Genomic DNA, 23,774 nt, shown 5'->3' on the forward strand with positions numbered 1-23,774 from the left:
CTCGTGGGCTCCGGACGGAGCAGCAGGCACGGCGGCGCGGCGGTGACCCGGGTTACGTTCGCCGTGTGCCTCCCACGCGCATATCCCAGAAGTCGCCGTACGTGACCAGGGCCGCGGCCGGTGCCGCCGCCTCCGCGCTGGTGCTCGCCGTCGGCGCCTCGACCGCCCTCGCCGCCCTCGCGCAGGACGCCGCCGGGGTCGTCGGCGGGGAGCGGCTCGGCCGCCCGGACGTCCAGGTCGCGCCGCTGAGCGGGGCGCCCGCCCTGCCGCCCGAACTGACCGGGCGTTCCTGGCTGGTCGCCGACGCCGCGACCGGCGAGGTGCTGGCCGCCCGCAACGCCCACCAGCCGATGCCGCCCGCCAGCACGCTCAAGATGCTGTTCGCCGACACGGTGCTGCCCAAGTTCGACCGCGCGCAGGAGCACCAGGTCACCCCGGCCGAGCTCGCCAACCTCGGCGCCGGCAGCAGCCTGGTCGGTGTCAAGGAGAACCTGCCGTACCGGGTCGAGGACCTGTGGCGGGGCGTCTTCCTCAGCTCCGGCAACGACGCCGTGCACGTCCTCGCCCACATGAACGGCGGCCTCCAGCAGACCGTCACCGAGATGCAGGCCCGCGCCCGGACCCTGCAGGCGAACGACACCCGGGTGCTCTCCCCCGACGGCTACGACATGGACGGTCAGGTCTCCTCCGCCTACGACCTCACCCTGTTCGCCCGCGCCGGCCTGCGCAACGCCGACTTCCGCTCCTACTGCGCCACCCGTACCGCGCACTTCCCGGGCGGGCTGGACAAGCTGACCGGCCAGCGCACCAGCTTCGACATCGCCAACACCGACCGGCTGCTCGGCAAGTACCCGGGCCTGATCGGCGTCAAGAACGGCTACACCACCAACGCCGGCGCCACCTTCACCGGCGCCGCCGAGCGGGGCGGCCGCACCCTGCTGGTCACGGTGATGCACCCGGAGGCGCAGGGCAAGGTGTACGACGAGGCGGCGAGCCTGCTCGACTGGGGCTTCGCGGCCGCCGGGAAGGTCCAACCGGTCGGGCAACTGGTCGCGGACACCGCCGCCCCGGCCGCCGGCGCGGCCACCGGACCCGCCGCCGGGCCCGCCACCGGCGCGGCCACCGGGCAGGCCGCCACGGCCGCCGAGGCCGCGGCCGACTCCCAGCTGCCGCCGTGGTCCCGCCCGCCCGTCCTCAGCGGCGGCCCGGGCCTCGCCCCCGCCGTCTGGACGGCCGCCGTCCTCGGCAGCGCCCTCACCGCCCTGGCCGCCGCCCGTACGGTGGCCCGGCGCCGCACCGCCCCCGTGCCCGCTCCGGCCGTCGCCGGATCCCCGGCCGGACATGGTGCTGCCGCCTACCGCGGCGGCGCAACCGCCCTCGGCGGCGCCACCGGCCTCGGCGGCCGCGGCCGGCGCCACCTGGCCCGCCGCGCCCGCGCGGCCCTGCGCTCCGCCCGCACCCGCCGGTCCCGAGCCGCCTCCGGTCCCCTCTAGAATTCCGGCCATGACCACGCCCGACCCCGCCGCCGCCGACCGTCTCGCCAGGATCGTCCGGCTCTCCTCCGGCAGCTACCTGCTCGTCACCACCTACAAGAAGGACGGCACGACGGTGCCGACCCCGGTGTGGGTGGTCCGTGACGGGGAGGCGCTCGGCGTCTGGACCGTCGCGGACTCCTGGAAGGTCAAGCGGATCCGCAACCGCGCCGACGTGCTGGTCGGCCCGTGCGACGTCAAGGGCCGGCCGGCCGGCGAGCAGTACCCGGCGACCGCCGAGGTCCTCGGCCCCGAGCGCACCGCCGCCTACCGGACGCTGCTGCGCCAGAAGTACGGCCTGGTCGGTGTGCTCACCCTGCTCGGCAGCCGGCTGCGGCGCGGCGAGCGCGGCACCGTCGGCATCCGGATCACGCTGGCGGACTGACTCACGCCGGCGGACCGACCGCGGTTCAGCCCTCGGTGACAGGCACGGCCAGGATGGTGGCAGGCTTGGCGACCGTGGAAGAGAACGAGGACACCCCGACCCTGCTGGTCGTGGACGGCGCGAACGTGGTCGGGTCGGTGCCCGACGGCTGGTGGCGGGACCGGCGCGGCGCCGCCGAGCGGCTGCGGGACGCGCTGGTCGCCGTCGCCGGGCGCGGCCTGCCCGAGCACCCCGGACCGCTGGAGGTCGTCCTGGTGGTGGAGGGCGCGGCCCGGGGCGTCACCGGGCTGCCCGAGGTGCGGGTGGTCGAGGCGAGCGGCAGCGGGGACGACCGGATCGTGGAGCTGGTCCGGGCCGCCCGCGCCGAACACCCCGGCCGGAGCTGCCTGGTGGTCACCGCCGACCGTGAACTGCGCTCCCGCGTCAGCGAGTTGGGCGCCGCAGTGACCGGTCCCCGGAGCGTACGGCCGTAGCCGCGCCCGCGGGGTGGACGGCCGTGGCCCTCACCGCGCGCCGGTTCACGCGCGGGCGTCCGGCTCCCGGTCGCTCGGCCGGCGGCCGGCACGCCGGCAGCCCTGGACGAGGCCCACCGCCGCGACCATCAGCGCGATCAGGAGCAGATCGGGCCCGTACGAGAACGACATGAACCCCGCGGCGCCCGGGTGGGACCGCAGCTCGACGGAGCCTTCCGGGACGGTGTCCGTCAGCAGCGTGTGCACCCACGCCAGGACCGCCACGCCGGCCACGCCCACCGCCAGCAGGGACCCGGCACTCATGCCCGACCGGCGGCCGGCCCGCCACCAGCCCCGCAGCGTGTCGACCGCCCCGATGACCAGCGCGATCCCGAGCGCACCGGCCGCGGCCATCCAGGCCCCGACCGCGACCGCGCCCAGCACCGAGGCGGCGAGACTTCCGGCCCCCCGCCCCGTCCACGCCTCCGCGGACCCGTCGGACGGGGCCACCGCCCGTGCCAGCAGCCAGCCGGCTCCGCCCAGGACCGCCAGGCCGGCCGCGGCCCGTGCCCACAGCACCCCGGCACCGCGGCGCCCGTTTCGTCGTACCACCAGATCCCCCACCCTGCCTCGTTGCGGAGGTCAACATACCAACCGGTAGGACGTCGGCCCGCGGCGCTTCCCTGCCCGGGCAGCGGGAGACCGTGGACCGCCACCGCGCCGCACGGGCCCGATCCGCCGGCCGGCCTCGTCCGCCGCGTCCTCCCACCGATTTCCGACCGTACGGGAACCGATCCGGGTGCCCGTCCGACTGGTGGGGGGTGAGTGCGAAATCGCCGGGTGTCCGGCCGTCGAGTGTGCTGGCGGGGTTCGCCCTGCTGCTGGTGGTGGTGTTCGTGGTGGCCTACGGGGTGGGCCGGCAGGTGGGGCCGGTGGCGCCCGGGCTGCGGCCGGCCGACGGGGGCGGGGCGTCACCCGGGATGGACGGGCACGGCATGGGCGGGATGCGATGAGCGCCGTCGCGGGGGCCGAGGCCCTGCTCTCCACCGACCTGGCGGTCGGCGGGATGACCTGTGCGGCCTGCGTGGGCCGGGTGGAGAAGCGGCTGGGCAGGATCGACGGGGTGACGGCCGGGGTGAACCTGGCGACCGGCCGGGCCCGGGTGCTGCACCCGGCCGGGGTGCCGGTCGCCGACCTCGTGGCGGCCGTCGAACGGGCGGGCTACACCGCCGAGTTGGCGCCCGAGGGGGTGCCGGTCGGGGCGGCGGAGGAGGAGCCGGACGAGCGGTGGCGGCTGCTGGTCACCGCCCTGCTGGCCGTCCCGGTGCTGGTGCTCTCCATGGTGCCCTCGCTGCAGTTCACCGCGTGGCAGTGGGTCTGCTTCGCGCTGGCCGTCCCGGTGGTGACCTGGGGTTCGGCCGCCTTCCACCGGCGGGCCTGGCAGGGGCTGCGGCACGCCGCGGCCACCATGGACACCCTGGTCAGCCTGGGGGTCCTGGCCTCCTTCGGCTGGTCGGCGTACGCGCTGGTGTTCGGCGGGGCCGGGGATCCGGGCATGCGGATGCCGTTCTCGCTGACCGCCGACGGCGGCGGCGCGGCCCACGTCTACCTGGAGGCGGCGGTCGGGGTGCCGCTGTTCGTGCTGGCCGGACGGCTGCTGGAGGGCCGGGTGCGCCGGCGCAGCGGGTCCGCGCTGCGGGCGCTGGCCGAGCTGGGCGCCAAGCGGGTCTGCCTGCGCGGGGCGGACGGCGAGGAACGCCTGGTACCGATCGAACTGCTGCTGCCCGGCCAGGAGTTCGTGGTCCGGCCGGGCGAACGGGTGGCCACCGACGGGGTGGTGGTCGAGGGCGGTTCGGCGCTCGACCTGAGCCTGCTCACCGGTGAGAGCGTGCCGGTCGAGGTGGGCCCCGGGGACCGGGTGGCGGGCGCGACGGTGAACGTCGGCGGCGCACTGGTGGTCCGGGCCACGGCCGTCGGCGCGGACACCCAACTGGCCCGGATCACCGCCCTGGTCGCGGACGCCCAGGCCGGCAAGGCGCGGGCGCAGCGGCTGGCGGACGCGGTGGCCGGGGTGTTCGTGCCCTGCGTGCTGACGGTCGCGGCCTCCGTGCTGGGCTTCTGGCTGGGCGCGGGCGCGGCCCCGCAGGCGGCGGTCACGGCGGCCGTCGCGGTGCTGGTGGTGGCCTGCCCGTGCGCGCTGGGCCTGGCCACGCCGACGGCGCTGCTGGCGGCGACCGGGCGGGGCGCGGAGCTGGGCGTGCTGGTGCGCGGCCCGGAGGTGCTGGAGAGCCTGCGCCGGGTGGACACCGTGGTGATGGACAAGACCGGGACGCTGACCACCGGCCGGATGGAGCTCACGGCGGTCACCACGGCCGACGGCGACACCGACGGCCCGGAGGAGCGCGTGCTGCGGCTGGCCGGCGCGGTCGAGCACCGCTCCGAGCACCCGATCGGCCGGGCCGTCGCGGCGGCGGCACGGGAACGCTGCGGCGCCCTGCCGCCCGTGGACGGCTTCGCCGCCACCACCGGGCTCGGGGTGTCCGGCACGGTCGAGGGCCGGGCGGTCCGGGTGGTCCGCCCGGACGGCACCCCGCTGCCCCCGGCGCTGGCCGAGGCCGTCGAGGCGGCCGGCGACGCGGGCCGGACGGCCGTCCTGGTCGAACTGGACGGGCGCCCGGCGGCCGTCCTCGCGGTCGGCGACACCCTGCGCTCGGGCAGCTGGCGGGCGCTGCACCGGCTGCGCGGAATGGGGCTGGAGACCGTCCTGCTGACCGGGGACGGCCAGGGCGCCGCCCGGGCCGTGGCGGCCGAGCTGGGCATCGAGCGGGTGCACGCCTCGGCCTCGCCCGAGCGCAAGGCCGAGGTGGTGGCCGAACTGCGCGCCGTCGGACGGACGGTGGCCGTGGTCGGCGACGGCGTCAACGACGCGGTCGCCCTGGCCTCCGCCGACCTGGGCGTGGCGCTGGCCTCGGGCAGCGACGCCGCGATCGGCGCGGCCGGGCTGACCCTGGTGCGCGGCGACATCGAGGCCGTGGTGGACGCCGTCCGGCTGGCCCGGCAGACCCTCGCCACCATCCGGGCCAACCTGCTGTGGGCCTTCGGCTACAACCTGGTGCTGATCCCGCTGGCGGCGGTCGGACTGCTCAACCCGATGCTGGCGGCCATCGCGATGTCCCTCAGCTCACTGCTCGTGGTGGGCAACAGCCTGCGGCTGCGCACCTGGCAACCGGGCCGGGGCGGTTCGGCCCGCGGGAAGGGGGCCCGGCGGTGAACGGCCCCTTCGAACGGCTGAAGGTCGTCGGCCCGCCGGTCGGCGCGGCGGCGCTGGCCCTGGTCCTGCTGTCCGGCTGGACGGCGTTCGGCGGGGCGGGCCGCTCCCGCCCGGTGGAGGCCGGCCCCGGCTGGGTACTGCTGCCGACGACGGGCGCGGCCACCGCCACCGCGGCCTTCTTCACGATCCGCAACCCCGGCGACATACCCGACGAACTGACCGGCGCCAGCTGGGAGTTCGGCGGCCAGATCACCCTGAAACGGCACCTCCACCAGGGCGCCGCGGGCCGCTGGCAACCGGTCCCCGCCCTGCCCGTCCCGGGCCGCGGCGAACTCGCGATGACCCCGGAGGACGCCGACCTGATGATCGCCGACCCGCCACCCCTCCACCCCGGCCAGCAGGTGCGGTTCACCCTCACCTTCCGCCACAGCCCCGACCTCCACCTCACCGCCCAAGTCCTCACCCCAGCCACCCGCCCCCGCTGACCGGCCCCACCCGCTCAGGCCTGCGCCGCCCCGGCCGGTCATCGCCCCGCCGTAGGTGGCGACGACCGGTGGCGGGGTGTCCGATCGAGAGGCATCGATGGCGGCGACCCGGCGCCCTGCGAGTCGCCGCCATCAGCCGGGTCAGGTGAAGGTGACAGTGCCGCTGGGCAGTTGGACGGTGTTGGTGCACCCCAGCGCCTTGTCGATCGCCTGGCGGGCGAACGCCACCGACAGTTCGGCCGTCTTCTGCCGCCCGGGAGCCGGGGTGGACGAGCCCTCGGGAGTCCGGAGTTCGACCGAAGCCGTGTAGTACCAGGTACGGTCCGCACCATCGGGCGTCGCCCCGGTCGTACAGGAGAAGCGGACCACGGCTGAGCGCTCGCCGGCTTCGCCGTCCGGGAACGGCAGGAAGTCCTTCGCCACCTGCTGCCCTTCGTTGTGGATGCGCTCCGCCTCAGTGGCGGCACCGATCGCGGTGACGACCAGACTGCGCCGGCCGTCCCCGCTCGCCGTGCACGACAGGTAGGCGGGTGCGGACCCCGTGGCCGGCGTGAACGTCGTGCGCACCGTGACCGGCGAGGCCGAGGACAGGGCCTCGCTGAAACGTACGTCGTCGAGGACGCCTCGGCATTCGCCGAGCGGAAGGTGCGCCACTGATCGCCGGTCGGCCACCGGATCCCGCGAGCGGTCCCACAGGAGCAGGCCGCCGCCGGCCAGCAGTACGAGCAAGGAGACCGCGACCAGCCATGACCGACCAACCTTCACCTGCTGGTTCCCCCTCCTCGGCAACCTCCCGGGCCCCTCGGCCGCGGCATCGCGGGGCGCGGCCGTCACTTCTTTCCGTTCGCGGTGCTGTTCGCCCCGCCACCCACCGCACCGCCCTGAGCAGCCTGCCCGCCGACCCGTGCGGCGAGGTCCTCGATCTGGGCCTGGGTGAGGGCCGAGCCCTTCGCCGCGTCCCGCACCGCCTGAGCCGCGCTGATCGCATTGGAGTTGCGGCCGCTGTCCGACTCGTGGCCCGCCTCGTCCCGGGCGGCCGCCGTCGTGTCCTGCTGCACGCTCGCAGTGACGCCTTGCAGGATCTGGTCGACGATGAAGTCCGATGCCTTTGACGCACCGGCCGCACCGGCGACACCGTCGGTGATCCCGCCGATGGTGGTGCTGAAGGCCGTCTTGGCCCAGAACGAGCCGTTCTGGACCGCGTCGTTGAACGCCTTGTCCGTGGCCGCGTGCTGCTTGAAAACGGCATCGGCCCGGGCTTCGTTGAGCACTCCGGCCACTGATCCCCCCGCGTTGGCAGCGTTCTCCACCGGAATGGCGAGCTTCGCGGTGTCGGTCTCCCCGCCGGCGAAGGCGCCGTGGATCAGAGCGGTGGTGTACGCCTGCTGGGCGTTGATGACACTTCCGTAGGCAGCCGGGTCCCGGCCGATCACGTTCAGCACGGACCGGACGTCGGAGGTGCTGAGCCTGGCCGGTTCGCCGTTCACCGGCAACGTGTGGTCCCACGGCGACATCGCACGCTGGACGTCCCCCATGTAGTCGGCGGCCATCCTGCCGAGGCTCGGACGCAGGGCCGCCAGCGGCGCACCGGGGTCGGCACCTCCGGTGATGCGCGCGAGACTTCCTCCCTCGTCCCGTCCGAACTCCTTCATCACCTTGTTCATCACGTCCGCCTGATCGGCCAGGTGCTTCGCCGGGGCCGAGGGCATGTCGTCGTACGGGTGACCGCTGGTCGCCGCCTCGAGCGCATGCCCGAGAGCGACGGGTCCGCTGGCCCGGGAGCCGGCCACGACGTCCTTGTCCTGGGAGACGGTGTCCCCCCTGAACTCCTTGTCGTGCGCCAGGTAGTGCAGGTAGTCCGCGGGCTTCGCGTTGCCGTTGGGGCTGACCGTTCCATCGGTGTTGTACGCGGTGGGCTGGTCGTGGAAGAACTTGGTGGCCGCCTCCGGGCTGTGGGCCAGCGCCTCCAGGATTCCCGACACGGGCTCGAACCCGGCCCCGCCGTCCTGGCCCAGGATGTTGAAGCCCAGCCGCTCGGGACTCCTGCTCACCAGTGCCGGAGTCCAGAACCGCATCGTCGGGTGCGTGTCCTTGGCGTCGAGTTGAAGGACGTGCTCGGCTATCGGGTTCAGGAAGTGGGGGTCGTAGTTTCCCGTGCGGAGGATGCCGGCCAGCACCTGGTAGCCCCGCGGGACCCATGGCTTGCCCGCTGTCGTCTCGGGCGTCTCCCACAACGGCTCCGCGCCGGCCTTGCGCAGGTCGGCCGCCCACTGGTCGGACAGGTGCGGCTCGTTGGTGGTGCGTGTGGCGGTGGCCAGCGCGGTTCCCAGGTTCTTCTGCAGTTCCTGGTACTGCTTCCAGCGTGCCTCGCTCGCTCCGGCGACGCTGTTGTCGTCCCCGACCATGCTGTTCCAGAACAGCAGCAGGCCCTTGGGGCCGACATCCTGGTAGAACCCGGTCGTGAACTTCGGATCGGTCGCGTGGGAACGCAGTAGGCTGTTGAGCTCTACGAGTTCCGCGTCCGAGAGCTTGTTCCCCCTGGACACCAGCTGAGCCGCTCGCCTGGCATCGGCTTCCGGGCCTCCACCGACGGCTTGTCCGTTGAAGGAACCGTCCTTGTCGCTGGAGGCGTCGGTCCGCAGAGCGAAACAGGCCCGCTGGTCCGCCTCCGTGGCGTCACGGAGAACGCCGTCGACCCGGGCCCGTATGTCGCCGGCCTTGGCCCGGTACTGGTCGTGGTAGACGGTCGCCGCCTGCGGGTCGTTCTTCACGGCCTTGTCGGGATCCGGCCAGCTGACCGTCCCGTCAGGGCTGACGGTGAGTCCTTCAGCCGTGGCCTCGGCGACCAGTGCACCGAGTTTGTCCTTGGCCGCCTGGATCTCGGTGGCCGCCTCCCGTAACACCGACGCGAGGGCTCCGGCTTCGGTCGCCGCCGCGTTGAGCTGGTCATTGCCGCGCTGGAGTGCCGGTTTGGCCGACTCGGCGCTCGGACCGGTCCACCCGGAACCGTTGATCTTGGCGACCACCACGCTGTTCCACTCGCCGTCCAGCGCCTTGAGCTTCGCGGCCACTTCGTCCCAGGCCCCCGCGGCCGCCCCCAGCGAGTCCACCTTCGCATTGGTCAGATCGTGAAAGCCGACCACGACGCATCAGCTCCCGTCCGCTTTGAACGTGCCCGCGACCGCGGCATTGGCATCGCGGTAGTTCTTGGCCGTCGACCGCACATTCTGCGCAAGTCCACCGATCACCTTCGAGAGCGCCAGGATCTGCTTGTCCCAGGTCGCCGACGCCTCTTTGCACGCCCCTCCGAGACCGAACCCGACGAGCCCTCCCCCTACCGCGGCCATCTCGTCGTCCGCACTCCGGCATTCGCCCACGAGACGGCCGTTGATCTGCTCGGCGTCCGTGGCGGCGGCGTCGAGCGCGCCCGGATCGACCGAGAAGCCGCCACCGGCCGAAGCACCTGCCGAGTTGAGCTGCGTCCGAGCAGCTTCCCGGCGCTGGGCTTCGGCAGTCAGGTTGCCATCCGCGTCGTACGCCCATGGGTTCATCAAGCGGTCGAACTCGGTCGCGCGATCGGACATCGTCCGTTCCACCCCCTACGGCTGATCGAGGCCAGCCCCCTCACGACAGACCGATCGATCGTACCCATCACACGCACAGGTGCACGCCAACTCCCTTAATTCACAGGAGAAAGGACAGGTGCGCCGGCCTCGGGGAGGAGATCATGCGGCGGGGCGCGCATCCGGCTCGCAGCACCAGTTGTACGTGGCCCGGGCCCTCTGCCGGATGTGCGCGGCGGCCCCGGCGGGCGGCAGGGCCCTACGGCCCGTCGCACGCCGGGGCCTTGGTCGCCTCACCCGTGGGGGACGACCGCGACCGGTGCCTCCGCGTGGTGCAGTACCGCGTGCGCGATCCGGCCGAGGCGGGGGCCGAAGTCGACCGGGCGGTGGCGTCGGCCGACCACGACCAGCGCGGCTCCGGTTGAGGCCTCGACCAGGCCGCGGGCCGCACCCAGCCGGACGTCCTCGACCACCGCGACGTCCGGGTGCCGCTCGCGGGGGCCGGCCAGGGCGAGCGAGAGCAGCTTCGCCTCCAGTGCCTCCAGCTGGGCGATCTCGGCCGCCGGGACGGCCCCGCCCGCGTAGCCGAACAGCGGTGGCAGGTCCCAGCCGTGCACCGCCCGGACCCTGACCCCGCGCAGGGCGGCCTCGCGGAAGGCGAAGGCCAGCACCTCCTCCTCCGGGGCGTGCCCGTCGACGCCGACCACCACCTCGGCCGTGCCGTCCGCGGCCTCCCGGGCCTCTCCGGCCTCGCGCACCACGACCACCGGCACCTCGCTGCGCCCGGCCACGGCCATGCTGACCGAGCCGAGCAGCAGCCCGGTGAAGCCGCCGCGGCCGCGCGAGCCGAGCACCAGCAGTTCCGCGTCCCCGGCGGCGGCCACCAGGCCGTCGACCGGCGCGTCCAGCACCGCGTCGGTCCGTACGGCCAGGTCCGGGTACCGCCCGCGGAGGTCCTCGGCCGCCTCGGTCAGGGTCCGCTGGACGACCTCGGGGAGGTCGTCGGGCTCGGCGAACGACGACACGCCGTCCGTCAGCCACGGCCAGGCGTGCACCAGCCGCAGTGCGGCGCCGCGGCGCACCGCCTCCTCGGCGGCCCAGTGGGCGGCGGCCGTGCTCTGCGGTGAGCCGTCGACCCCGGCCAGCACGGTCGGCGTCAGCTCGCTTCGCTCGCTCATGAGCGTTCCTCCACGGTGTCGGCACTCGGTGGTTCGGAGCCGGCGGCGGCGCGCTGACGCTCCGTCCGCTCCTCCCCCACCCTGGCAGCCGCCCACGGCCCCGCGACAGAGGCCGCAGGACCCTCGGCCACGGGACGAAAGGCCCGCTTCGGGAGCCTACGACCGACCCCGCCCTCCACTCCGCCGACACCCTGGCACTACCGTGAGCAGGGGCGATCCCGCCGACCGGACGGCAACCGGGCCGGGCGGGACAGGGGCAGGGCACGAGGAGGAGGACAGCGGTGGGCGGAGCGGACGGCAGCGCGGCGGGTGGCGGCGCGCGGATGCCCCGGCTGCGCCTGGACGAGCTGCTGGAGGAGCTCCAGTGGCGGATCGACGCGGCCCGCGGGACGCAGAACCGGGTGCACAGCCTGCTGGAGGCGGTGCTCGCGGTCGGCCGTGAGCTGGACCTGGCGCAGGCGCTGCACCGGATCGTCGAGGCGGCCGCGGACCTGGTGGACGCCCGGTACGCCGCGCTCGGGGTGATCGGGCCGGACGGGCACTCGCTGTCGCAGTTCCTGACGGTGGGTCTGACCGACGAGGAGATGGCCGAGATCGGCCCGCCGCCGGCCGGCCGGGGCATCCTGGGCGAGCTGATCCGCGAACCGCGGCCGCTGCGCTGCCCGGTGCTCTCCGACCACCCGGCCTCGGTCGGGTTCCCGCCGAACCACCCGCCGATGCACACCTTCCTCGGGGTGCCGGTGCGGGTGCACGGCGAGGTGTTCGGCAACCTCTACCTGACCGACAAGCGCGGCGGGCTGGACTTCGACGAGGACGACGAGGCGGTGATCGCCACCCTGGCGGTCGCGGCCGGGGTGGCGATCGACAACGCCCGGCTGTACGAGGAGGCCCAGCTGCGCCAGCGCTGGCTGCGGGCGAGCACCGAGATCACCCGCAGCCTGCTGTCGGGGGCGCCGCGCCTGGAGGTGGTCGAGCTGATCGCCCGGCGGGCCCGGGAGATCTCCGGCGCGGAACTGGCGGACGTGTCGGTGGCACTGGCGGGCCCGGAGGAGCGCGCCGAGGAACTGGCGGTGGAGGTCGCGCTGGGCGGCACGCCGTCGGCACGGCTGGGGGTGACGGTGCCGGTGGACGGCACGCTGTCCGGTGCCGCGTACGCCTCCGGGTCGCCGGTCACCAGTGACGAGCTGGCCTGCGATCCCCGTTTCCCGGCCGGTCCGGCGGGCCGCTTCGACGGGCTGGGCGCGGCGGTGGCGGTGCCGCTGGGCACCGGCCCCGGGTACGGGCGGGGCGTGCTGCTGCTGGCCAGGGCGCAGGGGCAGCCGGCCTTCGGGCCGGAGGAGACCGGTCCGCTGCTGGGCTTCGCCGACCAGGCGGCGCTCGCCCTGGAGCTGGCCGAACGGCGGCGCGACGCCGAGCAGTTGACCCTGTTGGAGGACCGTGACCGGATCGCCCGGGACCTGCACGACCTGGCGATCCAGCGGCTGTTCGCGACGGGCATGACGCTGCAGAGCGCCGGCCGGCTGATCGAGAGCCCGGCCGCCGCGGACCGGGTGGCCCGGGCGGTGGCGGACCTGGACGAGACCATCAAGATCATCCGCTCGACGATCTTCGGTCTGCGCGCCCACAGCGAACCCGACCGCGGCCTGCGCGCCCGGGCCACCCGGGTGGTCACCGAGGCCCAGGGCCCGCTCGGCTTCGCGCCCCGGCTGAGCATGGAGGGCCTGCTGGACACCGACGTGCCGCCGGAGCTGGCCGAGCACGTGGTGGCCGTCCTCGCCGAGGCGCTCAGCAACGCCGCCCGGCACGCCCGCGCCTCCCGGGTCGAGGTGACGCTGCGCGCCCTCGCCGGCCGGGTGGCGCTGACCGTCGCGGACGACGGCGTGGGCGTGCCCGAGGGCGGACGGCGCAGCGGCCTGCGCAACCTCGCCGAGCGCGCCGAGCGGGTCGGCGGCTCCTTCGCCGTCACCCCCGCCGAGGACGGCGGCACCCGGCTGGCCTGGGAGGCCCCGATCGGGTCCTGAGGCCCTGCCGGGCCCGATGCGGGGCCCCTGCCGGGCCCGGAGGACCCGGGTCCGGCAGGGGCGGGCGGCGCGTCAGCCGCGGCCGATGCCCCGGCCCTCGTCCGGGATCCACGACCCGTGGAGGCCGGCGCTGACCCGGTGCGGCAGGTGGACGGTGGCGACCCGGTCGAGGCCGGAGGCGTCCAGGACGAGCAGCTGGGAGGCGTCCTGCTTGAGGTCCGTCACGACGGTGAGCAGGTAGCCGTCGTCCTCGGCGCCGGCGTCGGCGGCCGGGACGAACAGGGCCTCGCTGGGCATCCGGGCGTCGCCGACCCGGCGGATGCGGCGGGCGCCGGTGACCCGGTCGTACTTGACGACGCCGTAGCCGCCGTGGCCCGCCTCGTCCGGGAAGGAGACGGCGTACTGGTAGCGGTTGTCGGCGCCCAGGTACTCCTCGTTGAGGGTCGGGAACTCCACCGGCAGGTCGTCGACGATCCGCTCGTCGACGGTACCGGCCACCGGGTCGACCACCCAACGGCGGGTGTAGGAACGGGAGACGGGCTCGCTGCCGCGCCCCGGCCTCCCGGTCCACCAGTTCCAGGACAGGGCGAAGCCCTCCCGGTCGACGGTCGGGCCCTCCAGGACGATCCGGCCCCGGCTGTCCTCGTAGGCGTTGGAGACATGCAGCATGTTGCCCGGTTCGACGGAGAACCACCGGATCGCCCGGGCACCGTCCGCACCGCGCGGCATCACCCCGATCCGGGCCGCCTGCTCGTCCTTCCAGCCGTACGGGATCCCGGAGTGCTCGGCGGGGTCGAAGGTGACGGACCCCTCGACGAACACCACGTGGCCGCGGGTGATCGCGAAGTCGTGCTTGAGCGAGGCGCTCGCACCGGGCACCTCGGCGCTGTGGACGATCCGGCCCTTGGCGTCGGCCACGTGGTAGGTGAGGAACGGGGGGACGGGCGAGGAGCCGAAGAAGTGCAGTTCGCCGGAGACCGGGTCCACCTTGGGGTGCGCGGTCATCGCGGTGCGCAGCGTCCCGCCGAAGTCGTAGGCGCCGACGGTCTCCAGCTCGGGGGTGAGCTCGAAGGGCAGGTTGGCCTCGCACAGGGCCAGCAGGCGCCCGCCGTGCTCGATGACGTGGGTGCCGGCCGCGCTGGCGGTCAGGTCGGGGCCGTGCTCCGTCAGGTAGGGGGCGCCGTCCAGGGCGGGGGTGCGCACCCAGCGGTTGCGGTACCACTCGGCGCGCCCGTCACGCAGCCGCAGGCCGTGGACCATGCCGCTGCCCTTGAACCAGTGGGTGGGCGTGACGCCGGGCTTGGGGTTGTGGCTGTTGCGGACCAGCCGGCCGCTGAGCTCCGGGGGCAGGGCGCCCTCGACGGTCAGCCCGGTGGCGGTGACCTCGTCGACGACGGGGGTGTAGTGGCCGGTCAGGTAGGGCTTCTGGTCGGTCATGACGGTTGCCTCTCAGTGGATGTGACGATGGGTCAGTTGATTCGGCGCGGCGGCGCCGCCCGGGGGGGGTCAGGCGCTCTGTCCGACCCGGGGTTCGCGGTGGTCGGGCGCCGGCGGTGCGTCGGCCGCGGCGCCCGTCCCGCCGGTACGCCGCAGCCCGGTACACCGGAGCAGCAGCGGGGCGAGCAGCGCGGTGGCCGTCAGGACGGCGGTCGAGACGGCGAAGGCGGCCCGGTAGCCGGCGGTGAGCGCCTCCGGGTGGGAGTGGTGGCCGGCCGCCCCGGCGGTGACGGATCCGGCGAGTGTGGTCAGCACGGCGAGGCCGATCGCGCCGCCGACCTGGCGGGTGGTGTTGACCAGTCCGCCGGCCAGTCCGGCGTCCTGGGGCGGGACGCCCTCCACGGCCAGCGCGGTGAGCTGGACGAAGGCGGCGCCGAGGCCCAGGCCGATCAGCAGGGTGGGGCCGAGGACGTCGGTGGCGTACCCGCCGTCGGCGGCGATCCGGGACAGCCACAGCAGGCCCGCGGCCTCGGTGAGCAGCGCGGCGACCGCGGTCGTGGTGGCGCCGATCCGCCGGGCGATCCGCGGTGCCAGCGCCGCACCGAGCATGTTGGCGGCGGCGAGCGGGAGTTGAGCCGCTCCGGTGGCCAGCGGCCCGGACCCGAGGACCTGTTGCTGGTAGAGCGGCAGGAAGAAGAACAGCGCGATCCAGACCGAACCCAGCAGGACCATCAGCAGGTTGCCGGCGGCCACCCGCCCGGTGGTGAGCAGTCGCGGCGGCACCAGGGCGTTCGGCCGGCGGCGCTCGATCGCGGCGAAGGCCACGAGCAGGACGACGGCGGCCGCCAGCGCGCCCACCACCCGGCCGTCGCTCCAGCCGGCGCCGCGCGCGGTGGTCAGGCCCCAGACCAGGCAGGTCAGGGCGAGGGTGACGGTGAGGGTGCCGGCCAGGTCGAACCGCCCGCTCCCCCGGCCGACCACCGGCCCGACGTCCGCCGATCCTTCGTCCACCGGCACCAGGACGGCCACGGCGGCGAGGACCAGCGCCGACCCCAGGGCGACCGCGTGGAAGATCCACGGCCAGCCCCAGGCCTCGGTGAGCACCCCGCCCAGCAGGACGCCGCCCGCGCCGCCCGCGCCGGAGACCGCGCCCCACACCCCCAGCGCCCGACCGCGCCCGGGGCCGGACGGGTCCTGCACCAGGGCGAGGGCGAGCGCGGCCGGGGCGATCGCCGCGGCGGCGAGGCCCTGGAGGGCCCGGGCGGTGATCAGCACCTCCGGGGTGGCGGCCAGCCCCGCCGTCAGCGAGGCGGCCGCGAACAGCCCGGCCCCGGCGATCAGCACCCGGCGGCGCCCCAGCAGGTCCGCGGCCCGTCCGCCGGCCGGCAGCAGCGCGCCGAACGCCAGGCCGTACGCGTTGACCACCCAGGTGACGGCACCGTCCGAGAGTCCGGTCCCGGCGCGGATCTGGGGCAGTGCGACGTTCACGATCGAGGTCGCGAGCATGACCGTGAACTGGGCCGCGGCGAGCGCGGCGAGCGCGGCTCCCGGCCGTGGGGGACGGCCGGCCCCCGGCCCCTTCGGTGTGCGTACGAGGTTCATGCCGCAGAGCCTCGGGCCGGGCGCCGTCCACCTGCCAGGCCCGCCGGGCCCGGGGACTGTCCATCACTGTCCACCGCTGTCCGGGGTCGGCCTGCGGTCCATGGCCGAGCGGGCCGAAGAGCTCGGCGGCACCTTCACCGCCGGCAACGCCCCCGCCGGTGCCGTCGTCCGCACGGTCCTCTCCCGTGGCCGGGCCGACTGACCGGGCGGGCCGACTGACCGGGCGGGGAGCGCACCCCGGTCGACGGGCTCCGACGGCCCGGGGGAATGATGACCGGATGCCGAACGCCGCAGCACGCACCGCTCTCCTCGACCACCTCCGCAGGACCCTTCCCGGTCGTGTGATCGACGAGGTCCCCGGGGTGGAGGGGCCGATCGAGGACCGCGTGCCCGGGTTCCGGATCTTCCGGATCCATCCCGCCCGCCCGGGTGACTGGTGGCTGTACGTGACGTCGGGCTGCTGGGAGTCGACGCAGCACGACGGTCACGGGACGGAGTTCTTCCTGGCCGCACCGCGTGACGAGTGGGTCAATCTGGAGAGCGTCACCATGAACGCGTACTACCACTGCGGGCCCGTTCGCCAACGGCTCGACGTCGGCCACACCGTCCCGATCGGCCGCCCGTGGCTGGACGACTCGGACTGCGACCACTACCTGGTGAGCCTGCCCTATCCGTTCGGGCCCGAGTTCGAGGTCTGCACCTGGGACGGCGGGGCCCACGCCCGGATCCTCTGGCTGCTGCCGATCACCACGGCCGAGAAGGACTTCCGGCGGGAAGGCGGCCTGGAGGCCCTGGAGAGCCTCTTCGACGAGCACGCGATCGACCCGGTCGATCCCCGGCGGGCCTCCGTCGTCTGACCGGCGCACTCCGTCGTCTGACCCGCCGCACCTGCCGGGCCGGGTTCAGTGCGACCAGAACGGGTCCTCGTACCGGGGGAGGATGTCGGGTCGGCCGTCGGGCAGGGTCGGCTCGGGGACGTAGGTGCCGAAGGGGTCGCGGTCGCGGATGACCGGGATGGGGCCGACGCCGGCCTGGAAGGTGATGTTGCCCGCGGCGCCGACGAGCAGGCACACGCCGTACCCGTCGGGTGTGGAGGCGAACATGGCGGGCTGGCTGGGGTTGACGGCGGTGATCCGGTAGCCCCGGGCCCGCCAGCCGCGTTCGGTGATGCCCAGCAGCGCGCCGTACTTGGACGGGGCGACCTTGGTCATGACGTACCGGTCGCGGGTGGCGGTGGCGTAGCCCAGGGAGTGGTCGTCCGGGCCCGCGGTCCGCTCGGTGGACCACGGCCAGCCGTCCCGGTAGCGCAGCGGGGGGCGGATGGCGGACATCGCCTCGTCGAGGAGGGCGTCGAGTGCCTGGACGGCCTGTTCGGGGGTCATGGGGTGGGGGCTTTCGGAACGGGGAGGTGGGGGTGCGGCGGTCAGAGCGACCAGTACGGGTCGTCGTACTTCGGGAGGACGTCCGGGTTGCCGTTGGCCATGACGGGGTCCGGCGTGGGGGTGCCGAACGGGTCCCGGCCGTCGGGCACCGGGATCGGGCTGACGGTGGCCTGGATGTCGATGTCCCCGGCGGAGCCGATGCCGATTCCCACGCTGAGACCTTCTGCGGTGGTGGCGGACACGGCCTGCCCGGTGGGGCCCTCTTCGATGCGGTAGCCCTTGGCCTTCCACACGCTCCGCACCGCGTCCAGCAGGGTGGCGTACTTGGCGGGGGCGACCTTGGTCATGACGTGGCGCGTGCGGGAGGCCTTGGCGTAGCCCAGGGAGTGCTCGTCCAGGCCGGAGGAGTACTGCTCCTTGGCTACGGGCCAGGCATCCCAGTACCGCAGCGCCGGCTGCACGTTCGAGGTCGCTTCGGCCAGCAGGGCGTCGAGCTTCTGCAGGGCCTGCCCGGGCGGCATGAGCGGTGCCGTCGCCGTCGGGTCCGGGCGGGCGCCGTCCTTGACGGCGGCGGTGACGGCACCGCAGGCCGTCAGGGTCAGCACGAGTGCGAGGGGCACGGCGGCCGCGGCGAGGCGCCGCGTCAGCGGCTTGCGGGGTCGCGGGTCGTTCGAGAGCGCGGCGCTGACGGGCGGGGTGCGGCCGTGGGGGGTGCTCATCGCTGGTCCTGCCTCGTGACGTTGCCGTACTGCCCGGCCAGGATCTGGCCGATGTTGTTGACCGAGACCGCGGTGTCGTCCGGTGCGGGGTCCTTCTTCGGCTCGTCCATGTAGTGGGAGTGCGAGTCGAAGGACATCGACGGGCCGTCCGGGACGGCGAAGCGGTTGGCGCCGAACTCCTTGCTCCCCGGGTCCTGGCCGAACCACAGCTGGTTCTCGGGGCCGAACCAGTCGTACACCTTGTCGGAGACGTAGCCGCTGACGACGCTGCCGATCGGGCCGGCGATCACGCCCCCCTGCACCGCGCCCTGGAGGTCGTTGGACACCCGGCCCTTGGACGGCAGGTGGCTGACCGGGTCGTTCTCCGCGTCGCCGACCCAGACGTGGCTGGGGTCGATGTGCAGCTGCGAGGCGCGCTGCGCGCCGGTGCCGGGGGAACCGACGAGGATGATGTCGTCGGCGCCGGTGCCGCCGTTCATCTGGGCGCCCAGGCCGACGGTGGTGGAGCCGTAGCTGTGGGCGAGGGCGACGAGGTGGGCGGGCGGACCGTCGTGGGTGGCGCGCAGGCCGGCCATGAACTTGTCGTAGGCGGCGCCGCCCTTCGCGGCACGCTCGGTGTCCATCACGTCCAGCGGACGCATGTCGCCCTCCTGGAGCTTCTCCAGGCCCGGCGGCGGGTCGTAGCCGAGCCACACCATCGACGCGAACGTGGAGCCGGCGTCGGCATTCTGCGCGGCGTTCAGCACGTTCAGGGCGCGGTCGCCGTCCTTGCCGCCGACGTCGCTGAGCTTGGTGCCCAGCCCCGGCACGTACGCGCTGACGTTCTTCGCGGTGTCCGGGTTGCCGAAGGCCAGGATGCCGCGGCCCTGCCCTTCCTCGCTGATCCCGATCAGGAGCCGCGGGGGCTGCTTGTCCTTGTCCGTGTCCAGGCGCTTGCTGATCGCGAGGAACCCGTTGAGTTTCTGCTTGTCGTCGTCCGTCGGGTTCGGCAGCTGCTGGTACTTGGTGATGAGGTTGGCCAGGTTCAGCCGGTTGGCCTGGTCCCGGGCCACGGCCGGGATGCCGTCGCGCATGCCCAGCAGGTCCGGGTGCCCCTCGATGAGCCGCTGCTGCTCGGCCGAAGTCAGGCCCCGCCACCAGGAGTTGACCTCGGTCGGCGAGGCGCCGGCGGGCGGGAAGCCGGCGGCCATCAGGTCGACGCCCTGCTGCGTGACGGCCTTCAGGTCGGCGGCCGCCTTGTCCGTCTCCAGCCCCGTGCCGTTGCGGGCGCGCTCGGTCAGGGAGTTCAGGAGCGCCGAGATCTTCTGGTCGGCGTTCCCGGCCTCGGTGACGGCGCCGGAGATCCGGGTCGCCAGCGCCTTCGCCCGCTGGGGGATGTTGTAGTCCGGGTCGTTCCTGTCGGCCTTGGACGGCGCCGGCCAGGACACCGTCCCGTCGTCGGCGACCGTCAGCCCCAGGTCCTTGGCCTCCTGCAACGCCGCCTGCAGCTTGGACTGCGCCAGCAGGAAGCTGTCGGAGGCCTCGCGCAGCAGCCCGGAGACCGCCGACATCTCGGTGTGCGCGGCGTCCAGGCGATTGCTGGTGCGCTGCAGCGAGGCGTTGGCGGCGCCGGCGGCGTTGCCGACCCAGTTCGCGTTGAGGACGTGCTTGAGGACCTCGTGCTGCATGTTCTGGACGTGCTTGCCGAAGTTGGTGGCCAGGGTGTCGTAGGCGGTGGCCGCCGGCGCCAGGCCGGACAGGTCGGCGTCGCGCAGCTGGGCGAGAGTGACCATCAGCGCGTCCCCTGCGGGAACAGACCGGAGGGCTTCAGACCCGAGGCGCCGTTCTTGTCCGCGTTGCGGTAGTCGGTGGCGGTCTGGCTCAGCTTCAGGGCGACCCCGTCGACCTCGGAGGCGAGCTTGTTCAGCAGCTCCTCCCACGCCGCGGTGCAGTTGTGCAGCGAGGCGCCGACCTGCCAGCCCGACAGCGCGGCGGCCGCCGTGTCGGAGGGCTGGTGGATCGCCTTCAGCTCACCCGGCATCGCCTCGCCGCTCTCCTTCGCGGCCTTCGCCGCCAGGTCCAGGTCGGCCGGGTTGACCCCGAACGTCGGCCCGAGCGGCGCCGCCACCGACGGTCCCGTCCACGGGGCGACGAAGGGCCCTCCCGGCCCGTCCGAGCCTGCGTACGCGTTCATGGATTCCGGTCCCCCTGTCAGCCGCCCTGCGCCCGCCCGCGGATCGGCCCGGTCGAGCGAGTCATACGTGCAGGTGAACGTAGCAGACCGCGATCATCACCCGTGCGCGCGGACCGGTCCGGCGGGCTGCGTGCGGGGCGGCCGCCGCGCCTACCCCGGGCCGTGCAACTCCCGGTGCCAGAGCGCCTCGCAGAGCAGGTCGAGCCCCTGCCGCACGTGCCGCCGGTAGGTCCCGTACGGCAGGCCCATCCGGCGGGCGGCGGCCTCCTGGGTGGGCGCCCCGGAGAGGAATCCGGCGGTGAGGGCCTCCTTGGCGCGTGCGCTTCGCGGGTCGCGGGCGAGGTCCTCCACGGCCTCCCGCAGCAGGGTGCGCAACTCCTCCACGGGGTCGGCGAGGTCGGCCGCCAGCCGGGCGCGCAGCAGGGCGCAGGCGGCGAAGGCGCGGGGGTCGCGCCAGTGCCCCAGGGCCTCCCGTACGGCCTGGTCGAACCCGCTGCGCGACACCCCCGACGGCCCGGCCCGCACGGGTACGGCGGTGGCCGCGATGAAGTGCCGCAGCCAGGTCTCGACGGGCACGTGGCGCCAGTCGACGCCGAACACGCCGTAGGTGTGGTCGCCGACCCGCGGCCGCGCGCCGGTGTCGGTGAGGCTGCCCCTGACCCGCGCGGCCCACGCTTCGGCGTCCCGCCACACCGCGAAGCCGTAGGCGCGGCCGCGGGCGCGGGCGGACTCCGCCTGGGCCCGGGAGCTGCTCAGGTCGATCACCCGGGAGGGGACCTGGTACCGCTCGGGGTAGACCGTGAAGCGGCTGACGCCGATGTGCTCGCCGGGGCTCACCGGAGCGGTGGCCTCGGTGTACGCCCAGGCCGCGGCCACCACCGGATCGGTGGCCAGGTCCTCGGGGTCGGCGGGGGCGGGCAGGGCCAGGCGGGCGGTGAACGCCACCACCCGGCCGGTGCCGACCAGCCGGTACACGCTGAACGCCTGCGGCTGGCGCCGCGCCCAGTAGCGCACCAGCTCCGCCGAGGCCGGGCCCTCGGTCTCCTCGGCCATCCGCAGCACGACGTCGAGGTCGTCCGGGCGCAGCGGCCGGTCGTGCACCTCGTCCTCCCGGGACCAGGTGCGCGTGCGGGCCACGATCTCCCCCTCCCGGAAGACGTGGAAGAGCTCGTCGGTGACGGTCCACACCCGCTCCTCGGGCGCCTCGCGCAGCTGCCGCAGGTACTCCTCGGCGAGCCGTTGACGCATCGCCACGAAGCCGTTGGGGGCGCGCCAGCGCAGGTCGGCGGCGAGCGTCTCGCGCGCGGCGTCGTGCGGGTGCAGGCCCCGGTGGGTGGACTCCATGAAGGGCAGGCCCCTGAGCCAGCCGAACAGCGCGTGGGCGTCCTCGTCGGGCAGCACCGAGGCGAGCAGTTCCTCCGAGGTCGAGTAGGCCTGCGCCGCCACCTCCAGGGCGCGGCGGTGGGCCGCGGTCGGCACCTCGCCGATCAGGCCGGACAGCAGGGTCCGCAGCACGTCGGCGGAGGGCGCCCAGACGTCCTCCCGACTCCAGTCCGACGCCCTGGCCGCGGCCGCGAGCGACAGGGCCAGCGGGTTGCCCCCGGCGAAGCGCAGCACCCGCTCCCGCAGCTCGGGCAGCACCCGGGCCGTGGTCAGCAGGGCCCGGGCCTGGTCCTCGGAGAACGGCCGCAGCTCCCGGACGTCCAGCAGCCCGGCCCAGGCGGGGTCGGCGGTCCACTGCGGCTGCGGTGCCAGCCGGCCCGCCAGCACCACCAGGGCGTCGTCGGCGGCCCGGGGCAGGAAGCGCTGCCACAGCCAGCCCTCCAGCCACTGGCAGTGCTCGAAGGAGTCGACGAGCAGGACCGTCCCGGGGACGTCCAGGAACGGCGCGGCGGCCCGCTCGAAGTCGGCCGGATCCCGGCTCACGAACCGGCCGTCCAGCTCCAGGAGCGACCGTCCGGCCGCCCGGGCGCGGTCGGCCAGGCGGCGCAGCAGCGTCGACTTGCCGATGCCGCCCGGGCCGACCAGGTAGAAGGCGAACGGGGACCGCGGGTCACCGGCCAGGGCCCGGGCGAAGCCGTCGACCTCCTCCTCCCGGCCGATGAAGGCCTGGCCCCGCGCGTCGCTCAGCCTGTCCCTGACGGACGCCATGACGGTTCCCCTCCCCGGGTGTCGGCGCCGGACCCGTGGTGCGGGGCGGGCCTTGACGACTTCTGCGGTGACGGGCGCCGGGCTCCGGGCCGCCCCGCCGGGTGCGCCGACAGGTACGCCGCCCTCACGTGACGGAACCCAGGTTCCGGTCGTCCTCGTGGCCGTCGACGAGCCGGGTGGTCTCCTCGACCCGCCGGAACCGCCCGTCCGGGGCGAGCCGGGCGAAGAGGTACACCTCGATGCGGGAGGTCCGGCCGTCCTCCTTGACGACGGTGACGGTGTGCCGGTCGGCATAGCTCAGCCCGTCGCGCAGCTCGTCGTGCACCTCGATGTGCCCGCCGCGGACCAGGGAGCGCAGCTTGGCCATGTGCCGGGCGAAGCCGGCGCGGTCGCTCCAGACGCCGTCGGTGCGCTGGCGGTAGTCGGGCGTGAAGTGCCGGTCGAGGGCCTCGTCGAGGTCGAGGTCCGGATCGAACAGCAGGTCGTTGACGGCTCGGGCGATGTCGGTGGCGGTCATCGTGGTCTTCCTCCGGTGGGTCCTGTCCAGGGGTTCACGTGCCGGGGCCCGCCGTTCGTTGCGTGGGCCGGCCGGGGCCGCTCCGGGCCCGTTCAGGCGCCTGGTCAGGCCCGGAAGGCCAGCAGGCGGTAGCGCGGGTCCGGCCGCGGCGCGTCCTGCTCGGGCAGGGCGGCGAGCGCCCGGACGGTGGCGGCCGCGTCGGCCGGGTCGGCGCACCAGGGGATGCGGCCGCGTTCGACGGCCTCGCGCCAGGCGCGGGGGCTGCGGCCCTGTCCGGCACCGGTGAAGGCCGTCCCGCCCGCGGGGTGCAGGCCGAGGGCGGCCGCGTGCCGGGTGAGCCGGTCGGCGTCGTCCGTCACCCGGGGTGCGTGCCGTCGGCGCAGCGGTGCCGTCAGTTCGGCGAGGTCGCTCGGCTCGGTGAACGCGGCGGCGTTCTTGTCGACGGTGGTGATCAGCACGCCGCCGGGCCGCAGCACCCGGCGGGCCTCCGCCAGGACGGGTCCGGCCGACGGCAGCAGGTGGAGCAGCCAGATCAGCACCACGGCGTCCGCGCCGCCCGTGCGGACCGGCAGCCGGGTGGCGTCGGCGCGGGCCACGGCGCCGGCGGGGCCCCGCCGTGCGAGGCGGCGCTCGGCGAGCCGGAGCATCCCGGGCGAGCGGTCGATCCCGAGCACGGTGCGGCCGGGCCGGAGCAGCCGGGCGGTGACGATTCCCGTCCCGCAGGCGACGTCCAGCACCGTACGGGTGTCGGCCGGGAGCAGCCGCTCGACGGCCGTCGCCGCGGCCTCCGCCCGGGCTTCGCCCCCGCGCGAGGCGTCGTACTCCCGCGCCTCCCGGTCGTAGTCGAGCATGCGCCACCCCCTCCGCCCGGTAGTGAAGCGGACCGACGGCCGACCGGGCAAGTGT

22 protein-coding genes are annotated in these 23,774 nt (G+C 74.8%); 8 read left to right on the plus strand and 14 right to left on the minus strand.

All coding sequences use genetic code 11. The annotated features are described in order from the left end of the window. Nucleotides 1-65 precede the first annotated feature (65 nt). The 3 genes from ACYP53_RS23795 (at nucleotide 66) to ACYP53_RS23805 (ending at nucleotide 2,390) form a co-directional block, all read left to right on the plus strand. Nucleotides 66-1,493: a D-alanyl-D-alanine carboxypeptidase family protein gene (locus tag ACYP53_RS23795; RefSeq protein WP_459648873.1), complete on the plus strand. Its 1,428-nt coding sequence runs from the start codon at nucleotides 66-68 to the stop codon at nucleotides 1,491-1,493. A 10-nt stretch (nucleotides 1,494-1,503) separates the two neighbouring features. Next, on the plus strand, nucleotides 1,504-1,917 hold the full coding sequence (locus ACYP53_RS23800; RefSeq protein ID WP_189920393.1) for a PPOX class F420-dependent oxidoreductase: 414 nt from the start codon (nucleotides 1,504-1,506) through the stop codon (nucleotides 1,915-1,917). Nucleotides 1,918-1,982: 65 nt separating this feature from the next. Continuing rightward, nucleotides 1,983-2,390 (plus strand): PIN domain-containing protein, encoded by a 408-nt coding sequence (locus ACYP53_RS23805; RefSeq protein WP_459648874.1) that lies wholly within the window; start codon nucleotides 1,983-1,985, stop codon nucleotides 2,388-2,390. 45 nt (nucleotides 2,391-2,435) lie between these two features. Here the strand turns inward: ACYP53_RS23805 and ACYP53_RS23810 are convergent, their stop codons facing one another. Then, nucleotides 2,436-2,981 carry a hypothetical protein gene (locus ACYP53_RS23810; protein WP_459648875.1) on the minus strand — a complete coding sequence of 182 codons (546 nt, stop codon included), beginning with the start codon at nucleotides 2,979-2,981 and terminating at the stop codon, nucleotides 2,436-2,438. A gap of 209 nt (nucleotides 2,982-3,190) precedes the next feature. Here ACYP53_RS23810 and ACYP53_RS23815 point away from each other — a divergent pair, with 209 nt between their 5' ends. The 3 genes from ACYP53_RS23815 to ACYP53_RS23825 are packed head-to-tail and all read left to right on the plus strand — an operon-like array spanning nucleotide 3,191 to nucleotide 6,125. Next, entirely contained in the window at nucleotides 3,191-3,382 is a 192-nt protein-coding gene (locus ACYP53_RS23815) for a hypothetical protein (protein ID WP_189920387.1), read from the plus strand. After that, nucleotides 3,379-5,640 carry a heavy metal translocating P-type ATPase gene (locus tag ACYP53_RS23820; RefSeq protein ID WP_459648876.1) on the plus strand — a complete coding sequence of 754 codons (2,262 nt, stop codon included), beginning with the start codon at nucleotides 3,379-3,381 and terminating at the stop codon, nucleotides 5,638-5,640. The genes ACYP53_RS23815 and ACYP53_RS23820 overlap by 4 nt, the downstream gene beginning before the upstream one ends. Beyond that, nucleotides 5,637-6,125 (plus strand): copper chaperone PCu(A)C, encoded by a 489-nt coding sequence (locus ACYP53_RS23825; RefSeq protein ID WP_189920383.1) that lies wholly within the window; start codon nucleotides 5,637-5,639, stop codon nucleotides 6,123-6,125. The genes ACYP53_RS23820 and ACYP53_RS23825 overlap by 4 nt, the downstream gene beginning before the upstream one ends. Before the next feature lie 141 nt (nucleotides 6,126-6,266). Here the strand turns inward: ACYP53_RS23825 and ACYP53_RS23830 are convergent, their stop codons facing one another. From ACYP53_RS23830 to ACYP53_RS23845, 4 genes are all read right to left on the minus strand, one after another. Next, the gene (locus ACYP53_RS23830) at nucleotides 6,267-6,890 is read right to left on the minus strand and encodes a hypothetical protein (RefSeq protein ID WP_189920381.1); all 624 of its coding nucleotides are present in this window, start codon (nucleotides 6,888-6,890) and stop codon (nucleotides 6,267-6,269) included. A 65-nt stretch (nucleotides 6,891-6,955) separates the two neighbouring features. After that, nucleotides 6,956-9,268, minus strand: a complete 2,313-nt coding sequence (locus ACYP53_RS23835; protein WP_459648877.1) for a PPE domain-containing protein — start codon at nucleotides 9,266-9,268, stop codon at nucleotides 6,956-6,958. 6 nt (nucleotides 9,269-9,274) lie between these two features. Continuing rightward, nucleotides 9,275-9,709: a type VII secretion target gene (locus ACYP53_RS23840; protein WP_459648878.1), complete on the minus strand. Its 435-nt coding sequence runs from the start codon at nucleotides 9,707-9,709 to the stop codon at nucleotides 9,275-9,277. A 272-nt stretch (nucleotides 9,710-9,981) separates the two neighbouring features. After that, the gene (locus tag ACYP53_RS23845) at nucleotides 9,982-10,866 is read right to left on the minus strand and encodes a universal stress protein (protein ID WP_459648879.1); all 885 of its coding nucleotides are present in this window, start codon (nucleotides 10,864-10,866) and stop codon (nucleotides 9,982-9,984) included. A gap of 323 nt (nucleotides 10,867-11,189) precedes the next feature. Between ACYP53_RS23845 and ACYP53_RS23850 the strand changes: the two genes are divergently transcribed. After that, nucleotides 11,190-12,887 carry a sensor histidine kinase gene (locus tag ACYP53_RS23850; RefSeq protein ID WP_459649817.1) on the plus strand — a complete coding sequence of 566 codons (1,698 nt, stop codon included), beginning with the start codon at nucleotides 11,190-11,192 and terminating at the stop codon, nucleotides 12,885-12,887. Between the two features lie 72 nt (nucleotides 12,888-12,959). Here ACYP53_RS23850 and ACYP53_RS23855 read toward each other — a convergent pair whose 3' ends face one another. Then, the gene (locus ACYP53_RS23855) at nucleotides 12,960-14,324 is read right to left on the minus strand and encodes a carotenoid oxygenase family protein (protein WP_459648880.1); all 1,365 of its coding nucleotides are present in this window, start codon (nucleotides 14,322-14,324) and stop codon (nucleotides 12,960-12,962) included. Between the two features lie 69 nt (nucleotides 14,325-14,393). Continuing rightward, nucleotides 14,394-15,926, minus strand: a complete 1,533-nt coding sequence (locus tag ACYP53_RS23860) for an MFS transporter (RefSeq protein ID WP_459648881.1) — start codon at nucleotides 15,924-15,926, stop codon at nucleotides 14,394-14,396. Between the two features lie 278 nt (nucleotides 15,927-16,204). Between ACYP53_RS23860 and ACYP53_RS23865 the strand changes: the two genes are divergently transcribed. Further along, nucleotides 16,205-16,783 (plus strand): suppressor of fused domain protein, encoded by a 579-nt coding sequence (locus ACYP53_RS23865; protein WP_189920365.1) that lies wholly within the window; start codon nucleotides 16,205-16,207, stop codon nucleotides 16,781-16,783. 45 nt (nucleotides 16,784-16,828) lie between these two features. Here ACYP53_RS23865 and ACYP53_RS23870 read toward each other — a convergent pair whose 3' ends face one another. The 7 genes from ACYP53_RS23870 to ACYP53_RS23900 form a co-directional block, all read right to left on the minus strand. Further along, nucleotides 16,829-17,308, minus strand: coding sequence for a hypothetical protein (locus tag ACYP53_RS23870; protein ID WP_189920363.1), 480 nt, complete (start codon nucleotides 17,306-17,308; stop codon nucleotides 16,829-16,831). Nucleotides 17,309-17,349: 41 nt separating this feature from the next. Beyond that, the gene (locus ACYP53_RS23875) at nucleotides 17,350-18,027 is read right to left on the minus strand and encodes a hypothetical protein (RefSeq protein ID WP_189920361.1); all 678 of its coding nucleotides are present in this window, start codon (nucleotides 18,025-18,027) and stop codon (nucleotides 17,350-17,352) included. Continuing rightward, nucleotides 18,024-19,799 carry an alpha/beta hydrolase gene (locus tag ACYP53_RS23880; RefSeq protein ID WP_189920359.1) on the minus strand — a complete coding sequence of 592 codons (1,776 nt, stop codon included), beginning with the start codon at nucleotides 19,797-19,799 and terminating at the stop codon, nucleotides 18,024-18,026. The genes ACYP53_RS23875 and ACYP53_RS23880 overlap by 4 nt, the downstream gene beginning before the upstream one ends. Beyond that, nucleotides 19,799-20,200, minus strand: a complete 402-nt coding sequence (locus ACYP53_RS23885) for a hypothetical protein (protein ID WP_459648882.1) — start codon at nucleotides 20,198-20,200, stop codon at nucleotides 19,799-19,801. The genes ACYP53_RS23880 and ACYP53_RS23885 overlap by 1 nt, the downstream gene beginning before the upstream one ends. A gap of 150 nt (nucleotides 20,201-20,350) precedes the next feature. Continuing rightward, nucleotides 20,351-22,351, minus strand: coding sequence for an AAA family ATPase (locus ACYP53_RS23890; RefSeq protein WP_189920355.1), 2,001 nt, complete (start codon nucleotides 22,349-22,351; stop codon nucleotides 20,351-20,353). Between the two features lie 124 nt (nucleotides 22,352-22,475). Continuing rightward, nucleotides 22,476-22,868: a nuclear transport factor 2 family protein gene (locus ACYP53_RS23895; protein WP_189920353.1), complete on the minus strand. Its 393-nt coding sequence runs from the start codon at nucleotides 22,866-22,868 to the stop codon at nucleotides 22,476-22,478. Between the two features lie 104 nt (nucleotides 22,869-22,972). Next, nucleotides 22,973-23,719, minus strand: coding sequence for a class I SAM-dependent methyltransferase (locus tag ACYP53_RS23900; protein ID WP_459648883.1), 747 nt, complete (start codon nucleotides 23,717-23,719; stop codon nucleotides 22,973-22,975). Nucleotides 23,720-23,774 lie beyond the last annotated feature (55 nt).

Source organism: Kitasatospora sp. Ki12 (genome assembly GCF_054601375.1).